Below are 18,307 nucleotides of genomic sequence, written 5' to 3'. Positions count from 1 at the left end.
GTTTTGGCGCACCATGAGGCGAAGGGGGTGGTGGCCGGGTGATGTGATGTGCCTGGTCCCGGCCGCGCTGCCGGGTGCTCCCCCGTCGCCGGTGAGCAATGCCGCCCGCACCCTGGGTTTGGGTCTGCTGGGGTCCCGCTCCCCCTGCCGCCGTTGACCATCGGCATGGCCTGGCATCCGCGCCACACCGCTGACGGCGCTCACGACTGGCTCCGCGCCACTGTCCGCCAGGTCCTGCGCCCGGACCGGGCGACGCGGTAGCGCGGAGCCACTGCACTACGGGGTCGCGGTGGCCGGTGTGGTGCCGCGGGCGCGTGGCTGCTCGGCTGAGGGGGCGCGCACCAGTTCCTCGAGCCGTTCGATGATGATCGCGGGCGGGATGGCCTGGGGTCGGGCCAGGACGTCGAGCAGGCTGTCCACCGACTGCGCCACGGTGAACCAGGCGCCCGCGTCGCGTCTGCTGGCGGCGGTGAACGGTCGTCCGGCGATGACTTGGCGGATGCCCAGGGCGAGTGCCTCGGCGTTGTCGGGGGCGATGAGGACGACGCCGCCGCAGTCGGTCTCGGGGAGGCCGCCGTCGTCGGAGGCGATGACCCAGCAGCCGGCGTGCTGGGCCTCGATGGAGACGATGCCGAAGGTCTCGTGCCAGTACTGGCTGTTGGAGGGCATGACGACGATGTCGTGTTCGGCCATCAGGGCGGCCATGGTGGCGGGGGTCTTGCGGGCGGCGACCACGGAGATCCCGGGGTGGTGGCCGAGCAGGTCCTCGATGATCTTGCCTTGGGGTTTGTCGGCGCCCGCGGTGGTGGCGGTGAAGGTGAGGTCGGTGTCCTGTTCGATGATGTCGATGTGCAGGGTCTCGAGCAGGGTGTAGACGCCCTTTTCGGGGCTGAGCCTGCCCGCGAACAGGACGCGGGTTTTGCCTGCCGGGCCCTCGGTGCGGGTCTGGGCGGCGAAGCAGGGTTCGGCGAAGGGGTAGACGACGTTGATGGTGGCGATGTCGACGTCGAGGTAGGCCGCCCACAGGGTGGCCGCGTAGAGGCTGGTGGCGATGAGGGCGTGCGCGGCGGTGCCCGCGACCACCGACTGCCGTTTCTCGTCGCGGATGGGGGGCGGGTTGTGCAGGATCAGGAACGCCGGGTTGCGCGTCGGGACCGGGCTGGACTCGTTGACGAACACGACGGTGCCCTCGAGGTGGGCGAGGTCGGCGGTGGTGGCCAGGTCGTGGAACGGGACGCCGGGGAACTCGTCCCTGCCGTCACCGGTGCCGAGGCCGATGGTGATGACCTGGGCCGGGATGCCGCGCCTGGTCAGTTCCCTGACCTGCCCGACGGTGTAGTTCTCGGAACCGCCGGTGCCCGCGGGCAGCGGGTTGCCGGGTGACCAGACGAACGATATCAACGTGTGCTTCCACATTTCCTGGTCGTCGTTCGGCGGCTCGCGGGCCGGGGGGCGCGCGAGGTGGTGTCGGCGATCAGAGGCCGCGGCGGCGGGGCAGGCGTCGGCGGAGTTGCCGGATGCGCAGGGAGCCCGCGGCGGCGGTGAGCAGGATCCCGGCGGCGGTGGCGAGCAGCATGGCCACGGCGAGGGGGACCTCGCCGGTGGCGCCGAGGTAGGAGATCAGCACCGGTTGGGTGTTCTGCAGGACGAAGATCAGCAGCAGGACGAGCACGGCGGCGAAGACGATGACGCCGACCCACAGGGCGCTGGTCCGTGAGCGGCGCAGCGGGTCCGCGGCGGCTGGTGCTAGTAGTGGTGGCGCGGTGCCCGGTGGTGGTGTTGCGGGTGGTGCGGGGTCCGCGGGCGGGGTGTTCGACTGTACGGGCCTGGCGGCCGGCGTATCGGTCATGTGGTGCCCCCTCTCGATGTGGGGCTGGTGCCCACCCTACGCCTGGGCGCGAGCCGGGACCGGGTTCGTGGGTCGGGCATCCTGGCTGGTGTGCCGGTGGAGATCGCTGTGGTGGGTGGTGTGGATGGCGCCCGGTTGGCCGAGTTGGACCGCGACGGTGTGACGCGGCTGGGTGAGGTGGGCGGTGCGGCGTTGGTCCTCGGCGGGCACGCGTCGCCGGAGGTCGACGTGGTGGTGTCCTCGGCCGGGGACCTCGACGCGGTGTGGGTGGGGCGGGTGGAGCCGTTCGCGCGCAACGTCGCGGAGGGCCGGTTCGCGATGGCCGCGGGTCCGCCGAGGTTGCACCCGTGGGACGCCGAGTGGGCGGTGGTCGCGGCTCGGTTGCTGCGCCGGTTGGGGCGGGCGACAGCGCTGCCGGGGGTGGTGTGGGATCACATCGGGTCGACGTCGGTGCCGGGGTTGGCGGCGAAACCGGTGATCGACCTGCAGATGGGGGTGCCGTCGCTGGACGCGCTCCCCGGTCTGGCGCAGGCGCTGTCGAGCGTCGGTTTCGTGGACGTGGCGCCGCATGTCCCTGGGTCGCCCGGGGTGCTGCGCGATACCCCTCGGGACTGGTTCGGGGCGGGCGCGCGGTGGGACAAGCGGCTGTTCGCCTCGGCCGATCCGGGCAGGCGAGCGATCCTGCACGTGCGGGAGATCGGGTCGCCGTGGTGGCACTACACGCGGGCGTTCCGGGACTTGCTGCACGTGGACGCGGGGGTGCGGCGGGAGTACGAGGCCGTCAAACGCGACCTGGCCGTCGCGCACGCCGCTGACGAGGGCAACGACGCCTACACGGTGGCCAAGACCGCGTTCTTCGACTCCGTGCAGCACCACCTCGACCACTAGGACTGGCGGGGTCAGCGGATGTGGTGGAAGTCCTGGGTGCAGGAGAACAGGTAGCCGTTGGCGGAGCGGAACTTCTGGGTGACGTAGTCGACGACGAGGTCGCGGGTGACCGGCAGTGGCGCCAGGCCGAGGATGAACGCGGCGATCTCGATGGCGGTGTCGAGGTCGTCGGCCTGCACGAACGACGGGACGGTGGTCGTGTCGGCCTTGACCGACGGGGGCAGGTCGAAGCGGGGCCCGCCGAACTCGCGCAGCATCACCATGCAGTCGCTGCTGGGGTTCTGCAGGGCGATCACGCACTCCCCGTCGGGCGCGGTCCAGGAGGTGAGGGCGTCGATGTGGGCCTGCCACAGGTCGACGTGGACGTAGTAGAGGACGTGGCCGCAGTAGACGAGGTCGGCGGTGTGGCCGGGGTCGGCGGCGAGGATGGGCACGTCGAGGATCGTCGCCCCGGGCGCGGTCCCGGCGAGGCGGGCGCGCAGCGCGGGGTTGGGTTCGATGGCGATGACCTCGTCGAAGGACCCCGCCAGGTGCGCGGCGGTGTCGCCGGTGCCCGCCCCGGCGTCGACGAAGGTGCCGCGGCGGGCGAGGGTGGCGACGACGTCGTCGAGGTAGCGGTTGGCCTTGCGCTTCTGGTCGGTGTGGGCGAGGAACGTCGCGAAGGGGCTCTCGTACTGGCCGCTGAGCGCGTCCAACTGGGGGAAGTCCACCGGCTCACCCTGGGGTCCTGGTGCGGCTCGTGCCAGTCGGCGTACACCCGATCAGGCGATGAGCCAGCCGGAGCAGGCGCGCGGGCGGGTGGTCTGGGTGGGGCGGTGCGCGGGGGTGACGGTGATGTCCTCGTGCAGGCGGGTCAGGTGCAGGCCGGTGAGCACGGCCCCGGTGGCCACGACGCGCAGGGCGCGGCCGCGGCGTTGGCAGGCGCGGTGGGCGCGGAGCAGGACCGCGGTGCTGGCCCAGCTCAGGAAGGTGACGGCGGTGAGGTCGACGGTGACGCGGGTGGTGTCGTCGGTGGCGGTGCAGGACCGCATGACCGCCTCGTGCCAGGGGGTCTCGGTGGCCAGGTCGATGCGGCCGGACGCGGCGACGGTGACGTGGCGGCCGGTGCGGTCGACGGTGATGTCGAGTCTGCGGTCGGGCTTGGCGAACGTCAGTGCCACGGTGGATCGCGCCTCTCGCTGGTGGGGTGGTGCCTACTCCCCCTTGATCACCGGCGGACCGGAAAGGTTGCCGGAAAACCGGGGGCGATCGTGGGGGTCGGGCTCCTAGCCTGGTGGGGTGCGGGATCTCGTCGCGTTGCCGAAGGCCCATCTGCACGTCCACCTGGAGAGCACGGCGCGGCCGGGGCGGGTGGCGGCGTTGGCGGCGCGGGAGGGGGTGCCGGTGCCGGGGCGGGGGCCGTTCCGGGGTTTCCGCGAGTTCGCCGACCGCAACTCGCTGCTGCGGGGGTGTCTGCGGACCCCGCGCGATTTCCATGACCTGGCGGTGGAGTTCTGCGCGGACGAGGCGGCGCAGGGCACCCGGTACGCGGAGGTCACGTTCACCGCGGCCTCCCACGGTGAGCGCCTCGGTGACCTGGGGATGCCGCTGGACGCCGTGATCACCGGGTTGCGGGAGGGGCAACGCGCGCACGGGGTGGTGGTGCGGGTGTTGCTGGACCACTCCCGGCGCCAGTCCGTGGCCCGCCTGGAGCGCACCGTGGAACTCGCCCTGGCCCACGACGAGGTGGTCGGGGTAGGGGTGGCCGGTGATGAGGCGTTCCCGTTGGCGCCGTTCGCGGGGGTGCTGCGGGAGGCGCGCGCGGCCGGGTTGCGGTTGGTGCACCACGCCGGGGAGTCGGCGGGTCCCGAGAGTGTTCGGGAGGCGGTGGAGCTCGGCGGCGCCGAGCGGGTCGGGCACGGGTTCCGGGCGGTGGAGGACCCGTCGGTGGTGGCGTTGCTGCGTGAGCGCGGGGTGGCGCTGGAGGTGTGCGTGTCGTCGAACGTGGCGTTGGGGTTGGTCTCCTCCGCCGCGGCGCACCCGTTGCCGCGGCTGCTGGAGGCGGGGCTCGTGGTCACGGTCAACACCGATGTCCCGGACGTGACGGGGCGCGCGTTGGCCGAGGAGTACGCGGTGGCGAGAGCGGCGTTCGGGCTCGACGACGGGGACCTGGCCGCGCTCGCGGTGGCCTCGGCGCGGGCGTCGTTCGCGCCGGACGGGGTGAAAGCCGAGGTGACGCGTGGGGTCGACCGATGGCTGGGGTAGGTCGGGGGCAGGCCAGGGGTGGTGATTCCTTGGCGGGCGCGCGAACCTGCCGATAAGGCCTGTGATCGGTGCCACGCGGTCGGCGGGGATCTGGGGAGGTCTTGTGATGACGGACGACGAGAGGCGCGCGCTGCGTCACGCCGCGGAGGGCGCCGTGCTGTTCCACTCCGGGCTGTGGGGTGTGCCGACGGGGTTCCTGTGGGCGGGGCCCGATGGTGGCCCGGCCGGTCGGGTGCCCCAGTGGGTGACCGAGGCGTTGACCGTGCTGGAACGCCGCGGCCTGGTGGTGTTCCGCGTGGTCCTGGGCACCAAGGACGTCGCGGTCCGGGTCACCGAGGCGGGCCTGCGGGCCCTGGGCCGCAAGAACACCGCCTGACCGGTTACTCGCCGGTGGTGCCGTCGAGGTGCTCGCGCAGGATGTCGAGGTGCCCGACGTGGCGGGCGGTTTCCTGGATGACGTGGGTGAGGGTCCAGCGCACGGTCCGGTCCGGATCGGCCCGCGCGGGGTCGCCCGCGCGCAGCCCAGCCATGGCGCGCTCGGCGAGGGCCCATTCGTCCCGGTAGGCGCCGGTCACCGCGGCGAGGGTGTCGGCGGGACCCAGGCGCCATTCGGCGTGGACGTCGTCGGGCTCCCACAGCATCGGCTCGTCGGCGCCCCCGGCGACGCGGGTGAGCCAGTACCGCTCCACGGCGGTGAGGTGCTTGACCAGGCCCAGCACGCTCATCAGCGGTGAGGTGGTCAGCGGGGTCTCGGTGGCTTGGGCGGGGGTGAGCCCGGTGGTCTTGATGAGCGCGGTGGCGCGCAGGAAGGCGAGGAACTCCCACTGGAGTCGGAGTTCGTCGTCGGCGTCGGTGCGGGGCCAGGCGCGATCCGGCCCGGTGATCGACATGGGCTCGATTCTAGGCGAACCCGGGCCTCGTCGCGGGCCGCGAACATAACCGTGAAGTCGAGGGTTGCCCCACCCGAGTGTGAACCTCAAGTTGAGGTTGATGGTCGGGTCAGGGCAGGTAGTGGACCTCGGTGGTGTCGGCGTCGGGGTCGGTGACCGCCAGCAGCCGCCGTGCCTCGGCCTCCACCTCGCGCTTGGTCCGCGCGGTGAGCTTCCCGAACTGGGTCACCTCCACCACCGCGGTCCGCTTGACCCGCCGGGTGCCCCACATGCCCACCACCCGACCGTCGACCAGGACCGTGGGCCGGACGTTGCCGTTGCCCGTGCCCATGATCACCGGCTTGCGGTGCTCGTCGTCGATCACCCGGGTCCGGTCGGCGTGGGAGAGGACCAGGTTGTCGAACGCGGCCACCAACCGCACCGGCGCCGGGGTGTCCTGCGGTGGGCGCGGTGCCTCGGGCAGGTCGTAGAGGACCCGGCCGGACTCGTCGTGGAACACCAGCAGGTCGGGTTGGCGCTCGAACACCTCCCGCAGCCCCGTGAGCCCGCTCCACGCCTGCGCGTCAGCCGGGCTCGCGGGCCCGAACGCCGCCAGGTACCGGCGCACCAACACGTCCGGCGACAGCGGGGACACGGCCCCCTCCCCCAGCCACGCGCCGAGGGTCGTGTGCCGGGCCTGCCCGGAGGACCCCCACAGCCCCCGCGGCGGCACCTGCACCAACCCGACCCGGGTCCGCACGAGCGCCGCGAGCCGGTCCGGCTCGTGACCGGGCCACCGCACCGCCAACCGCCTGCCCAACTCCGCGGCCGTCAACGGCTCCCCCGCCACGATCTCGGCACCCATCGCCGCGACCTGCTCGTGGTCGACGTCGTCGAACGCGCGCCCCACCGTCGAGCGGAACCCCCGCTCGAACACCGGGCCCAGCACCGCCCGCAACGGCTCCGCGTCGACCGAGGCGACCAGGTGGATCGTGGAGCGCATCAACGCCAACCGCACCACCCGCCGGGAGCTGAGCAACTCGGCCAGGTCCGCGAACGCGAACCCCGCCAACCGCGACCACAACCCCACATACGGCGGGTTCGGCGCCTGCGCCTGCATCCCCACCAGGTGCGTCACCGCCTCCAACGGCGAGAGCGGCACCCGCTCCAGCAGGAACTGGCGGGCGAGCAGGGCGCGGTTGAGCGCGCGTCGGGTCAGCACCGGGGTCGTCACGGTGGGAGAACCTACCGAGCATTGCGGACCGGTGTGGTCCGCAACGGCTGTCAGACTGGACGGCATGTTGGAGACCTCCGCGCGGCTGCTGCGCCTGCTCTCGCTGCTGCAGACCCGCCGCGACTGGTCCGGCGCCGACCTCGCCGACCGGCTCGGCGTCACCGACCGCACCGTGCGCCGCGACGTCGACAAACTCCGCTCCCTGGGCTACCCCGTGCACGCCAGCACCGGCACCACCGGCGGCTACCGGCTCGGCGCCGGGGCCGCCCTGCCGCCGCTGCTGCTCGACGACGAGGAAGCCGTCGCCGTCGCCATCGGCCTGCGCGGCGCCGCGGGCGGCACGGTCGCCGGGATCGAGGAGACCTCCGTGCGGGCACTGGCCAAACTCGAACAGGTCCTGCCCTCGCGGCTGCGCAACCAGGTCAACGCGCTGCAGTCGGCGATGCTGCCGCTACCGGGCCGCGGACCCACCGTCGACCCCGCCACCCTCTCGGTCATCGCCGCCACCTGCCGCGACCACGAACGGCTCCGATTCGACTACCGCGACCACGACGGCGACCACACCCTGCGCCAGGTCGAACCCCTGCGCCTGGTCCACACCGGCCGCCGCTGGTACCTCGTCGCCTTCGACGTCGACCGCGACGACTGGCGCACCTTCCGCGTCGACCGCCTCACCCCCCGAACCCCCACGGGCCCCCGCTTCACCCCCCGCGAACCCCCCGACACCGACCTCGCCGCCTACACCTCCTACAAGCTCTCCAACTCCGCCTACCGCTACCAGGGCGTGTTCACCCTCCACATGCCCCTGGCCGCCGCCACCGAACAGATCACCGCCACCGCGGGCGTCCTCGAACCCCTCGACGACACCAGCTGCACCCTGCGCGCCGGATCCAACTCCCTCGACGGCCTCGCCATGTGGATCGCGATGATCGGCTGCGAGTTCCAGGTCCACTCCCCACCCGAACTCGTCACCCGCCTCGCAGGCCTCGCCGCCCGCCTCACCCGCGCCGCCACCGACACCTGAACCCACCCGCGATGCTCCAAGTGGACGGTGAGAGGTGCTGGGGTGGGAAACCACGGAGGACCCTCCAGCCTTCGTGAACGGCATCCCGGTGGGATGGGTGTTGGGGTGCGACACCCGAGCTTCACTCGGCGGATACCGGCGGTGCACTCGAACGGCGGTATCCGCCGTGAGAGCCTTGTGCCGATGGCCACCTCACCCCCGGCGCTGCCCGCCACCGCGTGTTCCGCGGCGTCCCGCGCCCACGACGAACCCCTCGCGGGTAGCGCCGCGACGGCCACCACCTGGCTCTGCCTGGAACAACCAGGACCCTGGGGCCGCGACGCCCTCACACAGAGCCACCTCGACACCGGTCTCGCCGCCGAACTCGCGGCCCGCGCCAAGGGGACCGGTGTCCGCGTCCTGCTGATCCGCCGCCCAGGGCCCCACCCCGACCGGCACCGCCCCACGCCCCGCCGCGTCTATCTCGCCCACACCGTGCCCGGTCGCGCGTTCCTGCGCCGCGACACCTTCGCCGACCCGAAGCTCCTGCTCGACCTCGATTTCGCCGCCGCCGGGTCCGGTGAGGTCGGCGGTTTCGGTGATCCCGTGACCTGGCCCGTGCTGCTGGTGTGCACCAACGGCCGCCGCGACGTGTGCTGCGCCGTCCTCGGCCGCCGCGTCGCCGCCGACCTGGCCGCGACCCACGGTGACGCCGTCTGGGAGTGCACCCACATCGGCGGTCACCGCTTCGCCCCCACCGGTGTCCTGCTGCCCACCGGCTACACCTACGGCGACCTCGACACCACCCGCGCCCGCGCGCTGCTCACCGACACCGCCGTGGTCACCGACCGCTGCCGGGGCCGTTCCACCTGGGCCCCCGCCGGGCAGACCGCCGAACTCGCCGTCCGCGACCTCACCAACACCACCCACCCGGACGTGTTGCGGGTGCGCGACCCCGAACTCGACGACGACGGCAACTGGCGCGTCACCGTCCGCCACGTCGACGGCCGCGGCTGGCGGGTCACCGTCGCCGAGCACACCACCGGCCCCGACCGGCCCGCCAGCTGCGGCGCCTACCCCGGGCCCGTCACCACCCACCACGTCCTGCGCATCGACTAAGGGGTGGACATGGACATCCCCCGCCACCAGGTCCTCGCCCACCGCGCCCTCCGCCACGGCCTGCACCGCGACCAACCCGACCCCGCGCGCCTGACCGTGTTCGACCTCGGCGTCCAAGACGCGGGCGCCCGCTCACCGCAGGTCGCCCTCGCCGCCCGCCTCCCCGCCGACGCCCCACTCGACGGGTTCACCACCGTCTGGGCCCACCGCGGCGCACCCCACCTGCTGCGCACCACCGACCTACCCGCCCTCGCCACCGCGTTGTGGCCGCGCACCGACGCCGACGCCATCGCCCGCCTCAACGCCAGCGGCACCACCCTGCGCCGCGCCGGGATCCCCGGCCTCACCGCCTACACCACCGCCGCCACCGCGATGCGCGAGGTCGTCGACACCGAGAAACCCCGCGGCCAGGTCAGCACCGAACTCACCGCCCGGCTACCCGCCGACTACTCCTACGACTGCGCCCCCTGCGCCGCCACCCACGTCTACGGCAGCATCTTCCAGATCGTCGGCCTCTTCGCCGGGGTCACCGTGCACGCCGAGTCCCGCCCCACCCTGCTGCGCCCCCTCCCCCACCGGCACCCCGTCCCCACCGAGTCCACCGGGCCGGGCCCGATCATCGACGCCTACCTGCGCCTGCACGGACCCGCCACCCCCGCCGACGTCGCCGCGTTCCTCGACACCACCCAAGCCCAGGTCAAACCCGCCTGGCCCGCTGGCCTCGTCCAGACCACCGACGGCCGCTGGTTCCCCGAAGCCGAACTCGACGCCCTGCGCGACGCCCCACCCCCGGACTTCCTGCGGCTCCTCCCGCCCCTGGACCCGTGGCTGCAAACCCGCGACCGCGCCCTCATCGTCCCCGACCCCGCCCACCACAAACGGCTCTGGCGGATGATAGGCAACCCCGGCGCCGTCCTGCACCGCGGCGAGATCACCGGCACCTGGCGCACCAAGACCACCGGCAAGACCCTCACCATCACCCTCGACGCCTTCGACACACCGATCCCCACCAAAGCCGTCGACGCCGAGGCCCACCGCGTCGCCGCCGCCCGAGGCCTCACCGACGTCCGCGTCACCACCACCTGACCCCGCCGGTACCGTGCCCCGGTGGCCAGGTCCAGCAGCGACACCGCGATCCAAGACGCCTTCACCGCAGCCGACCTGACCCGCCACCAACGCGCCCTCCTGCACCACACCCTGCGCGCCCTCGACCCCGGCTCCGCCCTCGGATTCCACGCCTCCACCACCGACAGCGCCCTCGCCGCCCTCATCCGCGCACACGACGCACTCGACAACCACGCCGCCCACGAGCAACCCCAACGCCCCCTGCTCCTACGGGTCTTACGCACCAGCGCCCTGTGCCTGCGCGCCGCGCTCCCGATCTTCCCGCCCCGCACCGGACGCCCCCACCTGCGCGCCGCCATCACCGAACTCACCACGACCACCACCGCGCTCAGCGACGCCGAACCCGCCCACCACCGCGCCCTCGCCCGCCACAGCGCCACCACCCTCGAACCCCTGATCACCGCCATCACCGACGCGATCACCGACCACCTCCGCACCCTCTGGGACACCACCACCGGCGACCCCACCCGCGACACCCGAGCCGCCGCCGAGATCGCCGTGTCCGTCTACCTGCGCGGCCGCGACGGCGAAGCACTCAAGAACGACCTCACCGCGCTGCTCACCACCCGAACACCCACCGCCGACGACATCGCCGCCCTGCTCTGGCCACCACCACGCCGCCACCACCTCACCGCCCTGGTCAGCGGCGCACGCCACCTCACCGACTCGACCACCTGCTCCCCGGCTCCCGCCAGTGGCCCGTCACCGTCGACGACACCCGCCCCCGACCCGCCCCGCACACCGCGCTCCTGGCCACCCTCGCCCCCATCACCCGCGCGGGCGCCCTCATCGAGGTCCCCGTCGACGCCACCGACCTCGGCACCGCCGCCGTCCTCGGCCGCCGCGCCATCAGCGAGGCACTCGACCAGTACGTCGCGGGCAACCGCGTCGCCGACCTCACCCTCACCGGCCCCGACGACAACCCGGTCATCGGCGCACCCACCCGCGCGGGCGTCTACCGCGCCACCCCGCTGTCACCCTCCTGGTCCGAGGCACTGCGCCCCGCCCTGCGCATCGCCCACATCGCCACCCAGGTCGAGGCCCCCATGGCCAGCGCCGCCCTGAGCTGGAGCGCCATCGAGGCCACCGGCCTGCTCGTCGAGAAAACCGGCCGACTCGCCCGCGCCTGCGCACTGCAAACCCTGCGCCACCAGATCATCGACGCCCACACCCAACTGCGGCTGCGCGTCACCGAGGAACTCCGCCGCCTCGCCGACCGCGCCGACAAGGCCCACACCGCCCACCGCCGCGCCGAACGCGTCCTCGCCCGACGCACGGAACTGGACCGCACCACCCCCGCCGAGACCCAGGCCCTCACCGACACCGTCGCCCGCACACGGCAGCAGTGGCACGACCACACCACCACCCACGACCACGCCGCCACCGACACCGCCGCGCTCATGGCCCTCGTCGACGCCCACGTCCCCAGGACCACCGGAAACCCACCCTCGTCGAACCCGACCGCTGGCTCGACCTGCTCCTACCCGCCCGCGACGACGACACCCCGGAACTCCACGCCGCCCGCCACGCCGTCACCACCCTCAGCGCCTTCGCCGGGGGACTCACCGAGCACACCATCGACCTGTGGCGCCACCGCCTCGCCACCCCACCGCTGCTCGCCACGTGGCTGCAAGACAAGCAGGACACCTTCCACGCCCAGCTCGACTGGCTCTACACCACCCGCAACATCACCCTCCACCACGGCCGCTTCGCCGGACCCGTCGACCTCGCCACCGCCCACGCCGGACGCGCCATCGTCGACGTCACCCTCGAGATCCTCGGCCGCTGGCACAGCACCCAACACGCCCGCGGCCAGGACCTCACCCCACCCGAACAGATCCTCAAGCTCCTCGCCCAACGCAAGGACACCCTCAGCACCGCCCTCGCCAAGGCCACCACCTGCCACCCGCTGTCCATCCAGCACCTCACCGGACCCGACGAGGTCCACTGGACGACCAACCCCTGACCCAGGAGACCCATGCCCGTCAAGACCCTGCGGATCCCCACCCCCGACGGCCACTCCGACGCCATCGCCGCCACCCCCGACCACGGCGACCACCACCCCGCGGTGCTCATGTACGGCGACGCCTTCGGCATCCGCCCCGCACTCCGCGACATGGCCCTCGAACTCGCCCGCCACGGCTACTACGTCCTCGTCCCCAACTACTTCTACCGACACGGCCCCACACCCGTCGTCGACCTCCCCGACCACATCGCAGGCGACGCCCGCACCGCGATCATCGACCAACTGATGCCCCTCATCCACGCCCACACCACCGACCGCGTCCACCGCGACGCCGACGCCTACCTCGAGTTCCTCGCCGCACAACCCGAGGTCAGCGCCGGCCCCGTCGCGGTGACCGGCTACTGCATCGGCGGCCTGCTGGCCGTGCGCACCGCCCGCACCCACCCCGACCAGGTCGCCGCCGTCGCGGCCTTCCACAGCCCCGTCGCCGCCTTCCACAGCCCCGTCGCCGCCGACGGACTCGACAGCCTCACCGAACTCACCGCCCAGGTCCACTTCGGCCACGCCGAAACCGACCTCACCCCCGAAGCCCTCACCGACCTCAACCACGCCCTCGACACCGCAGGCATCACCCACACCTCGGAGATCTACCCCGGCACCGTCCACGGCTTCACCATGGCCGACACCGACGCCTACCACCCCGACGCCGCCCAACACCACTGGGACCGGCTCCTGGCCCTGCTCGACCGCACCCTCACCAGCTGACCCCGGGTCGTCCGGCGAAAACCGCGTGCGGCCGCCGATACCGTCGAACCATGGATCATGACACCCGGCTGCCCGCCGACTACGTCACCCGAGTCCGGGCCTGGCACGAACACGCCTACCAGGAGTCCCGCGCCCGACCCGACACCACCGTCGACTACCTCGGCCGCACCCTCGTGATCCCCAACGGCATCCAACCCATCACCCCCGTCTCCCACCTGCTCGGCGACGCCGTCCTCACCGAGGTCCGCCCCGACGACCGCGTCCTCGACATGGGCACCGGCAGCGGGGTCAACGCCATCCTCGCCGCCGCCACCGCCCACCACGTCACCGCCGTCGACCTCAACCCCCACGCCGTCACCACCGCCCGCGCCAACGCCGAACGCAACAACGTCACCATCGACGCCCACCACAGCGACGTCTTCAGCCACGTCACCGGCCAGTACGACCTCATCGTCTTCGACCCGCCGTTCCGCTGGTTCGCCCCCCGCGACACCACCGAACTGGCCACCACCGACCACGGCTACCGCGCCATGAACACCTTCTTCGCCCAGGTCGACACCCACCTCACCACCCGAGGCCGACTCCTCATCTTCTTCGGCACCTCCGGCGACCTCGACCACCTGCACACCCAGGCCACCGCCGCCGGGCTCACCAGCGAGACCCTCGCCACCGCGCACCACACCCGAGACGGCTGGACCGTCGACTACTTCACCTACCGCATGACCCGCGCCTGACTCACACCACCGAGCAGAACAACGACTCCCCCGCGTCCCGCGCTGCCCGTGCCACCCGCACCAACGACACCACCCACTGCACGACCTCCGCCCCCGGCTCCAACTCCTCACCCCGCGCCCACGCCACCGCCACCCGCGCCACGTCCTCATCGGACACCGATGCCAACGCGGCCAACGCGTCCCGGGTCGCGACGTCCCACTCGGACACGAACGGCCCCGTCAACCACGGATCACCCGCAGCCACAGGCCCCTCAGGGTCCGGACCCGCGGGCCACACCTGACACTCCACAATCACGTGCTCGTCCACACCACGCGCCAACGCCACCAACCGGTCCATCGCCGCGTCGAACCCGAACCACTCCGCCTCGACACCATCGAAATCCGGGAACGTCGCCCGATCCGCCACACCCGCCAGCACCGCCCCCACACCCGGCGCCTGGAAGTACACCGCCGCGACACCCACTAGAGGCACATCCAGCAGTACAACCGCTCCCCCGCCGCCCGAGCCCGACGCGCCAACGCCGCCAACTCGGCCACCACCGGCTCCCACTCCCCCGCCGACGCCCCGTCCAACTCCTCGGCCGTCGCCACCAACCTCGCCGCCACCACCCCGGGATCAGTGATCGACGCCAACGCGTCGTGCGCCTCGACCCCCACCTCGTAGACCCACGGACCCTCCGCCCACGGATCCCCGTCCTCCGGGACACCCGTCGGCTCCGGCGTCGTCGGCCACACCGCCTCGTGCTCACCGACCCGGTACGACTCACCAGTCGCGGCCACCACCAACCGACCCAACACGACCAGCACCTCAAGCCACTTCGCCGACACACCGTCGAACTCGCCAACAGGCGAATGGCCGCCGGAACGCTGCACGGCGGCCACCACCACGGCCGCCGACGGCGCCCGGAAATAGTCAGTCAGCAAACCCATGGGCGCAGTACACCAGCACCCACCGACACCTCACAGCTGAGGCGGCAACAACGGGTCGACCTCCTTGCGCGCCACGGCCTCCGCCGCCCGCACCGCCTTCGCCACCTCCGGATCGGTGGACGTGTCGAACCAGTCCGAGACCTCCTCGTCATCGCCCTGCGGCGCCGACGCCACCGGCTCGTCCGACGGCTCGTACCGGAACACCCCGTCGTCGGACTTGATCCCGAACTGCCGCGCGAACCCCTCCAACGCCCGGCTGAAGTCCGTGGGGATCATCCACACCTTGTTCGCGTCACCCTTGGCCATCTCCGGCAACGTCTGCAGGTACTGGTACGCCAACACCTCCGGCGTCGGCCGCCCCGCCTTGATCGCCGCGAACACCTTCTCGATCGCCTTCGCCTGACCCTGCGCCTGCAGGTACCGCGCCGCCCGCTCACCCTGCGCCCGCAGGATCCGCGACTGCCGCTCCGCCTCCGCCGCCATGATCGTCGCCTGCTTCGCGCCCTCAGCCGCCAGGATCTGGCTCTGCTTGCTGCCCTCCGCGGTCTTGATCGCCGCCTCCCGCTGCCCCTCCGCGGTCAGGATGATCGCGCGCTTCTCCCGGTCCGCGCGCATCTGCTTCTCCATCGAGTCCTGGATGGACGGCGGCGGGTCGATCGCCTTCAACTCCACCCGCGCCACCCGGATCCCCCACCGACCGGTCTCCTCGTCCAACACCCCGCGCAGCTGCCCGTTGATGTGGTCGCGAGAGGTCAGCGTCTCCTCCAGGCTCATCCCACCCACCACGTTGCGCAGCGTCGTCGTGGTCAACTGCTCCACCGCGATGATGTAGTTCGCGATCTCGTACACCGCCGCCCGCGAATCGGTGACCTGGAAGTACACCACCGTGTCTATCGACACCGTCAGGTTGTCCTGCGTGATCACCGGCTGCGGCGGGAACGACACCACCTGCTCCCGCAGGTCGATCCGCGCCCGGATCCGGTCGAAGAACGGCACCAGGAAGTTCAACCCCGGCTCCGCCACCGTCCGGAACCGACCGAGGCGCTCGATCACCGCCGACTGCGCCTGCGGGATCACCTTGATCGACTTCACCATCACGACCAGGACGAAGAACACCACCACGATGCCCACGATCAGCGGCACACTCACAACACCCTCCAACCTCCGGGCCTACTGGTCGGCCCACACCACCGCGGTCGCCCCGGCGATCTCCATGACCGTCACCGACGACCCGGGTTCCAACACCTGAGTGGCGTCCAGTGCGCGCGCCGACCACTCCTGGCCGCGCAGCTTCACCCGCCCACCGTGCTCGTCGACCCGCGCGAGGACCACCGCGCGCTCACCGACCAACGCGGCCACGTTGTCGCGCACGTGCGCCCCGCCCAGCCGGCGGCGCAACACCGGCCGCGCCACCGTCGTCAACCCCAACGACACCAGCGCGAACACCACCACGGTGAGCACCGGCTCACCGAAGAGCGCCTCGGTACCCGCGCCGAACAACCCCGCGACCCCCAGCATGACCAACACGAAGTCACCCGAGAGCACCTCGGCGGCGATCAGCAGCAACCCACCCACGAGCCAGACCAGAGCCGCCATGCGATCATCCTCCCAGACCGCGCGCCCACCCGGGTCCCGATCAGGCAGAACCCGGGTCGGACACGAAGTCGATCAACCGCTCGACCGCGCCGACCAGCGGCGCCTCCAGGTCGCGGAACCCGCGCACCGACCCGCGCACCCGGCGCCACCCGTCCGCCGGGTCACCCCAGCCGAGCGCCGCGCACACACCGTCCTTCCACGGTACGCCCCGCGGCACCACCGGCCAGGCCGCGATCCCCAGCACCGACGGCTTCACCGCCTGCCAGATGTCCACATAGGGGTGTCCGGTCACCAGCACGTGCTCGTCACGCACCCCGTCGACGATCCGGGACTCCTTGCTGCCCGCCACCAGGTGGTCCACCAGCACCCCGAGCCGACGCCCCGGGCCCGTGCCGAACCCCGCCACCAACTCGGCCAGGTTGTCCACACCGTCCAGCGGCTCCACCACCACACCCTCGACCCGCAGGTCGTGGCCCCACACCAACTCCACCAGCTCCGCGTCGTGGATGCCCTCCACCCAGATCCGGCTCTCCCGCGCCGTGCGCGCCCGCAGCCCCTGCACCGCCGTCGACCCCGACGCCGACCGCTTCGGCGCGACCGGTGCCCGCACGGGCGCGGGGCGCACGAGGGTCACCGCGCGGCCGTCGACCATGAACCCGGCCGGGGTCAACGGGAACAAGCGGTGCCTGCCGTGCCGGTCCTCCAGCACCACGTTCCCGTACTCGAACCGCACCACCGCACCGCAGAACCCGGTGGCCGCGTCCTCCACCACCAACCCGTCCTCGGCCACCACCTCGGGGATCTGCCTGCGCGGCCTGCCGGAGGTGATGTCGCCGTAATCCTGAGAGCGCACGCCGCCACGCTAGCGACCCACCCGCTCCCCCAGCCCGAGGCACGCCGAGCCGACCCGCTCCCCTGTGTCGAAGCTGTTTTTGGGCAGTGCCGTTTCGGTTTCCGGTGGGCCAGGTTAGAGTAATCATCGGTAATCTTGATAGTTAATAGCGGATAATGAGTCTCATGGGGGAGCGGGACCGGAGACTGCGGTGAGAGCACTTGGCCTGGTGGGTCGCGGGGATCGAGAATCAGCCGTAGACGATCACCAGGAGGTTGGCTCGTGGAGTTGGGCGTGTACGGGTTGAGCGCGAAGGCCACACTCCGGCCTGCCGAGACCGGGCGGCTGGCCGCATTGGCCGAAGACCTCGGGTACCGGTCGTGGTGGTGTGGCGACCACGTGGTCCTGCCCAGCCCGCGGGTGCCCGAGTCACCGATGGCGCCGGAGGACCCGATCCTCGACCCGCTGATCCACCTGACCTACGTGGCCGCCGTGACCACGCGGATCGAGCTGGGAACCGGGATCGTCATCCTGCCGCAGCGCAACCCGCTGGTCCTGGCCAAGCAGGCGGCCAGCCTGGACGTGCTCTCCGGCGGCAGACTGCTGCTCGGCGTCGCGGGCGGCTACCTCGAACCCGAGCTGGCCGCGCTGGGCGTGCCGCTGTCGGAGCGCGGCAGCCGCACCGACGAGTACATCGACGCGATGCGCGCGTTGTGGAACGACCCGGCCCCGGTCGCCTTCACCGGGAAGCACGTGTCGTTCCACAACGTCGACGCCAACCCGCGACCGGCGACCCCGGGCGGTCCTCGCATCGTCGTGGGTGGCCACAGCCCCGCCGCGTTCCGCCGAGTGGTCGCCCGCGGCCACGGCTGGTTCGGCACCGGCTCCTCCCCCGACGACCTCGCCCGGCACCTGCGCGGCCTGGTCGAGGCGGCCCGAGTGGTCGAACGCCCGGCGGCCCTCGGCCAGCTGGAGATCAACTTCATGCAGGTCGACCCGGTCGAGGTGACCGCCACCGCGGCGGCCCAGTACGCCGACCTCGGGGTCACCCGGCTCACGCTGTACCCGCTCCCCCTGGAGGACACCGACGACGTGGCCAGGTTCCTGGAGCGCCACGCCGCCCTCTCCCCCAGCTGAGCCCCTCCCCCGCCGG

At 72.3% G+C, this 18,307-nt stretch carries 23 protein-coding genes; 11 read left to right on the top strand and 12 right to left on the bottom strand.

The window, feature by feature from the left end:
* Nucleotides 1-276: 276 nt before the first annotated feature.
* Nucleotides 277-1,401, bottom strand: a complete 1,125-nt coding sequence (locus LV79_RS15165) for a glycosyltransferase family 4 protein (protein WP_253836906.1) — start codon at nucleotides 1,399-1,401, stop codon at nucleotides 277-279.
* A 73-nt stretch (nucleotides 1,402-1,474) separates the two neighbouring features.
* Complete coding sequence (locus LV79_RS15160; protein ID WP_253836904.1) at nucleotides 1,475-1,849, bottom strand: lipopolysaccharide assembly protein LapA domain-containing protein; 375 nt, start codon at nucleotides 1,847-1,849, stop codon at nucleotides 1,475-1,477.
* Nucleotides 1,850-1,876: 27 nt separating this feature from the next.
* Here LV79_RS15160 and LV79_RS15155 point away from each other — a divergent pair, with 27 nt between their 5' ends.
* Nucleotides 1,877-2,737 carry a GrpB family protein gene (locus tag LV79_RS15155; protein ID WP_253836902.1) on the top strand — a complete coding sequence of 287 codons (861 nt, stop codon included), beginning with the start codon at nucleotides 1,877-1,879 and terminating at the stop codon, nucleotides 2,735-2,737.
* An 11-nt stretch (nucleotides 2,738-2,748) separates the two neighbouring features.
* Here the strand turns inward: LV79_RS15155 and LV79_RS15150 are convergent, their stop codons facing one another.
* Both LV79_RS15150 and LV79_RS15145 read right to left on the bottom strand, forming a co-directional pair.
* Nucleotides 2,749-3,447, bottom strand: a complete 699-nt coding sequence (locus LV79_RS15150; protein WP_253836900.1) for a class I SAM-dependent methyltransferase — start codon at nucleotides 3,445-3,447, stop codon at nucleotides 2,749-2,751.
* A 51-nt stretch (nucleotides 3,448-3,498) separates the two neighbouring features.
* Complete coding sequence (locus tag LV79_RS15145; protein ID WP_253836898.1) at nucleotides 3,499-3,897, bottom strand: STAS domain-containing protein; 399 nt, start codon at nucleotides 3,895-3,897, stop codon at nucleotides 3,499-3,501.
* Between the two features lie 118 nt (nucleotides 3,898-4,015).
* On the opposite strand from LV79_RS15145, the gene add reads away from it, so the two are divergent.
* Both add and LV79_RS15135 read left to right on the top strand, forming a co-directional pair.
* Nucleotides 4,016-4,981 carry an adenosine deaminase gene (gene add / locus LV79_RS15140; protein ID WP_253836896.1) on the top strand — a complete coding sequence of 322 codons (966 nt, stop codon included), beginning with the start codon at nucleotides 4,016-4,018 and terminating at the stop codon, nucleotides 4,979-4,981.
* 106 nt (nucleotides 4,982-5,087) lie between these two features.
* Nucleotides 5,088-5,357: a hypothetical protein gene (locus LV79_RS15135; RefSeq protein WP_253836894.1), complete on the top strand. Its 270-nt coding sequence runs from the start codon at nucleotides 5,088-5,090 to the stop codon at nucleotides 5,355-5,357.
* 4 nt (nucleotides 5,358-5,361) lie between these two features.
* Here LV79_RS15135 and LV79_RS15130 read toward each other — a convergent pair whose 3' ends face one another.
* Entirely contained in the window at nucleotides 5,362-5,871 is a 510-nt protein-coding gene (locus tag LV79_RS15130) for a DinB family protein (protein ID WP_253836892.1), read from the bottom strand.
* A 109-nt stretch (nucleotides 5,872-5,980) separates the two neighbouring features.
* On the bottom strand, nucleotides 5,981-7,084 hold the full coding sequence (locus LV79_RS15125; RefSeq protein ID WP_285470150.1) for a winged helix DNA-binding domain-containing protein: 1,104 nt from the start codon (nucleotides 7,082-7,084) through the stop codon (nucleotides 5,981-5,983).
* Between the two features lie 64 nt (nucleotides 7,085-7,148).
* Here LV79_RS15125 and LV79_RS15120 point away from each other — a divergent pair, with 64 nt between their 5' ends.
* From LV79_RS15120 to LV79_RS15105, 4 genes are all read left to right on the top strand, one after another.
* Nucleotides 7,149-8,108 carry a helix-turn-helix transcriptional regulator gene (locus LV79_RS15120; protein ID WP_253836890.1) on the top strand — a complete coding sequence of 320 codons (960 nt, stop codon included), beginning with the start codon at nucleotides 7,149-7,151 and terminating at the stop codon, nucleotides 8,106-8,108.
* A gap of 183 nt (nucleotides 8,109-8,291) precedes the next feature.
* On the top strand, nucleotides 8,292-9,206 hold the full coding sequence (locus LV79_RS15115) for a ferredoxin family protein (protein ID WP_253836888.1): 915 nt from the start codon (nucleotides 8,292-8,294) through the stop codon (nucleotides 9,204-9,206).
* A gap of 9 nt (nucleotides 9,207-9,215) precedes the next feature.
* Nucleotides 9,216-10,292 (top strand): DNA glycosylase AlkZ-like family protein, encoded by a 1,077-nt coding sequence (locus LV79_RS15110; protein ID WP_253836886.1) that lies wholly within the window; start codon nucleotides 9,216-9,218, stop codon nucleotides 10,290-10,292.
* A gap of 21 nt (nucleotides 10,293-10,313) precedes the next feature.
* Entirely contained in the window at nucleotides 10,314-11,396 is a 1,083-nt protein-coding gene (locus LV79_RS15105; RefSeq protein WP_253836877.1) for a hypothetical protein, read from the top strand.
* Here LV79_RS15105 and LV79_RS15100 read toward each other — a convergent pair.
* Nucleotides 11,306-11,683: a hypothetical protein gene (locus LV79_RS15100; protein ID WP_253836869.1), complete on the bottom strand. Its 378-nt coding sequence runs from the start codon at nucleotides 11,681-11,683 to the stop codon at nucleotides 11,306-11,308. The genes LV79_RS15105 and LV79_RS15100 overlap by 91 nt on opposite strands.
* On the opposite strand from LV79_RS15100, the gene LV79_RS15095 reads away from it, so the two are divergent.
* The 3 genes from LV79_RS15095 to LV79_RS15085 are packed head-to-tail and all read left to right on the top strand — an operon-like array spanning nucleotide 11,677 to nucleotide 13,796.
* A complete protein-coding gene (locus LV79_RS15095; protein ID WP_253836863.1) occupies nucleotides 11,677-12,297 on the top strand; it encodes a hypothetical protein in 621 nt (206 codons plus the stop codon). The two genes, LV79_RS15100 and LV79_RS15095, sit on opposite strands and share 7 nt — an antisense overlap.
* A 12-nt stretch (nucleotides 12,298-12,309) precedes the next feature.
* Nucleotides 12,310-13,062, top strand: a complete 753-nt coding sequence (locus LV79_RS15090) for a dienelactone hydrolase family protein (RefSeq protein WP_253836862.1) — start codon at nucleotides 12,310-12,312, stop codon at nucleotides 13,060-13,062.
* 50 nt (nucleotides 13,063-13,112) lie between these two features.
* Entirely contained in the window at nucleotides 13,113-13,796 is a 684-nt protein-coding gene (locus LV79_RS15085; protein ID WP_253836860.1) for a methyltransferase, read from the top strand.
* A gap of 1 nt (nucleotide 13,797) precedes the next feature.
* Here the strand turns inward: LV79_RS15085 and LV79_RS15080 are convergent, their stop codons facing one another.
* The 5 genes from LV79_RS15080 to LV79_RS15060 form a co-directional block, all read right to left on the bottom strand.
* Nucleotides 13,798-14,268 carry a hypothetical protein gene (locus LV79_RS15080; RefSeq protein ID WP_253836858.1) on the bottom strand — a complete coding sequence of 157 codons (471 nt, stop codon included), beginning with the start codon at nucleotides 14,266-14,268 and terminating at the stop codon, nucleotides 13,798-13,800.
* A complete protein-coding gene (locus tag LV79_RS15075) occupies nucleotides 14,259-14,726 on the bottom strand; it encodes a hypothetical protein (RefSeq protein WP_253836856.1) in 468 nt (155 codons plus the stop codon). Before LV79_RS15075 ends, LV79_RS15080 begins: the two co-directional genes overlap by 10 nt.
* A 30-nt stretch (nucleotides 14,727-14,756) precedes the next feature.
* A complete protein-coding gene (locus LV79_RS15070; RefSeq protein WP_253838509.1) occupies nucleotides 14,757-15,821 on the bottom strand; it encodes an SPFH domain-containing protein in 1,065 nt (354 codons plus the stop codon).
* Nucleotides 15,822-15,896: 75 nt separating this feature from the next.
* On the bottom strand, nucleotides 15,897-16,322 hold the full coding sequence (locus LV79_RS15065) for an NfeD family protein (protein ID WP_253836854.1): 426 nt from the start codon (nucleotides 16,320-16,322) through the stop codon (nucleotides 15,897-15,899).
* 40 nt (nucleotides 16,323-16,362) lie between these two features.
* Nucleotides 16,363-17,175 carry a DUF3097 domain-containing protein gene (locus LV79_RS15060; RefSeq protein ID WP_253836852.1) on the bottom strand — a complete coding sequence of 271 codons (813 nt, stop codon included), beginning with the start codon at nucleotides 17,173-17,175 and terminating at the stop codon, nucleotides 16,363-16,365.
* 261 nt (nucleotides 17,176-17,436) lie between these two features.
* Here LV79_RS15060 and LV79_RS15055 point away from each other — a divergent pair, with 261 nt between their 5' ends.
* Complete coding sequence (locus LV79_RS15055) at nucleotides 17,437-18,291, top strand: LLM class F420-dependent oxidoreductase (RefSeq protein ID WP_253836850.1); 855 nt, start codon at nucleotides 17,437-17,439, stop codon at nucleotides 18,289-18,291.
* Nucleotides 18,292-18,307 lie beyond the last annotated feature (16 nt).

The organism is Actinokineospora globicatena, from assembly GCF_024171945.1.
Lineage (GTDB): Bacteria > Actinomycetota > Actinomycetes > Mycobacteriales > Pseudonocardiaceae > Actinokineospora > Actinokineospora globicatena.
This window is presented reverse-complemented; position numbering and strand designations above follow the sequence as displayed.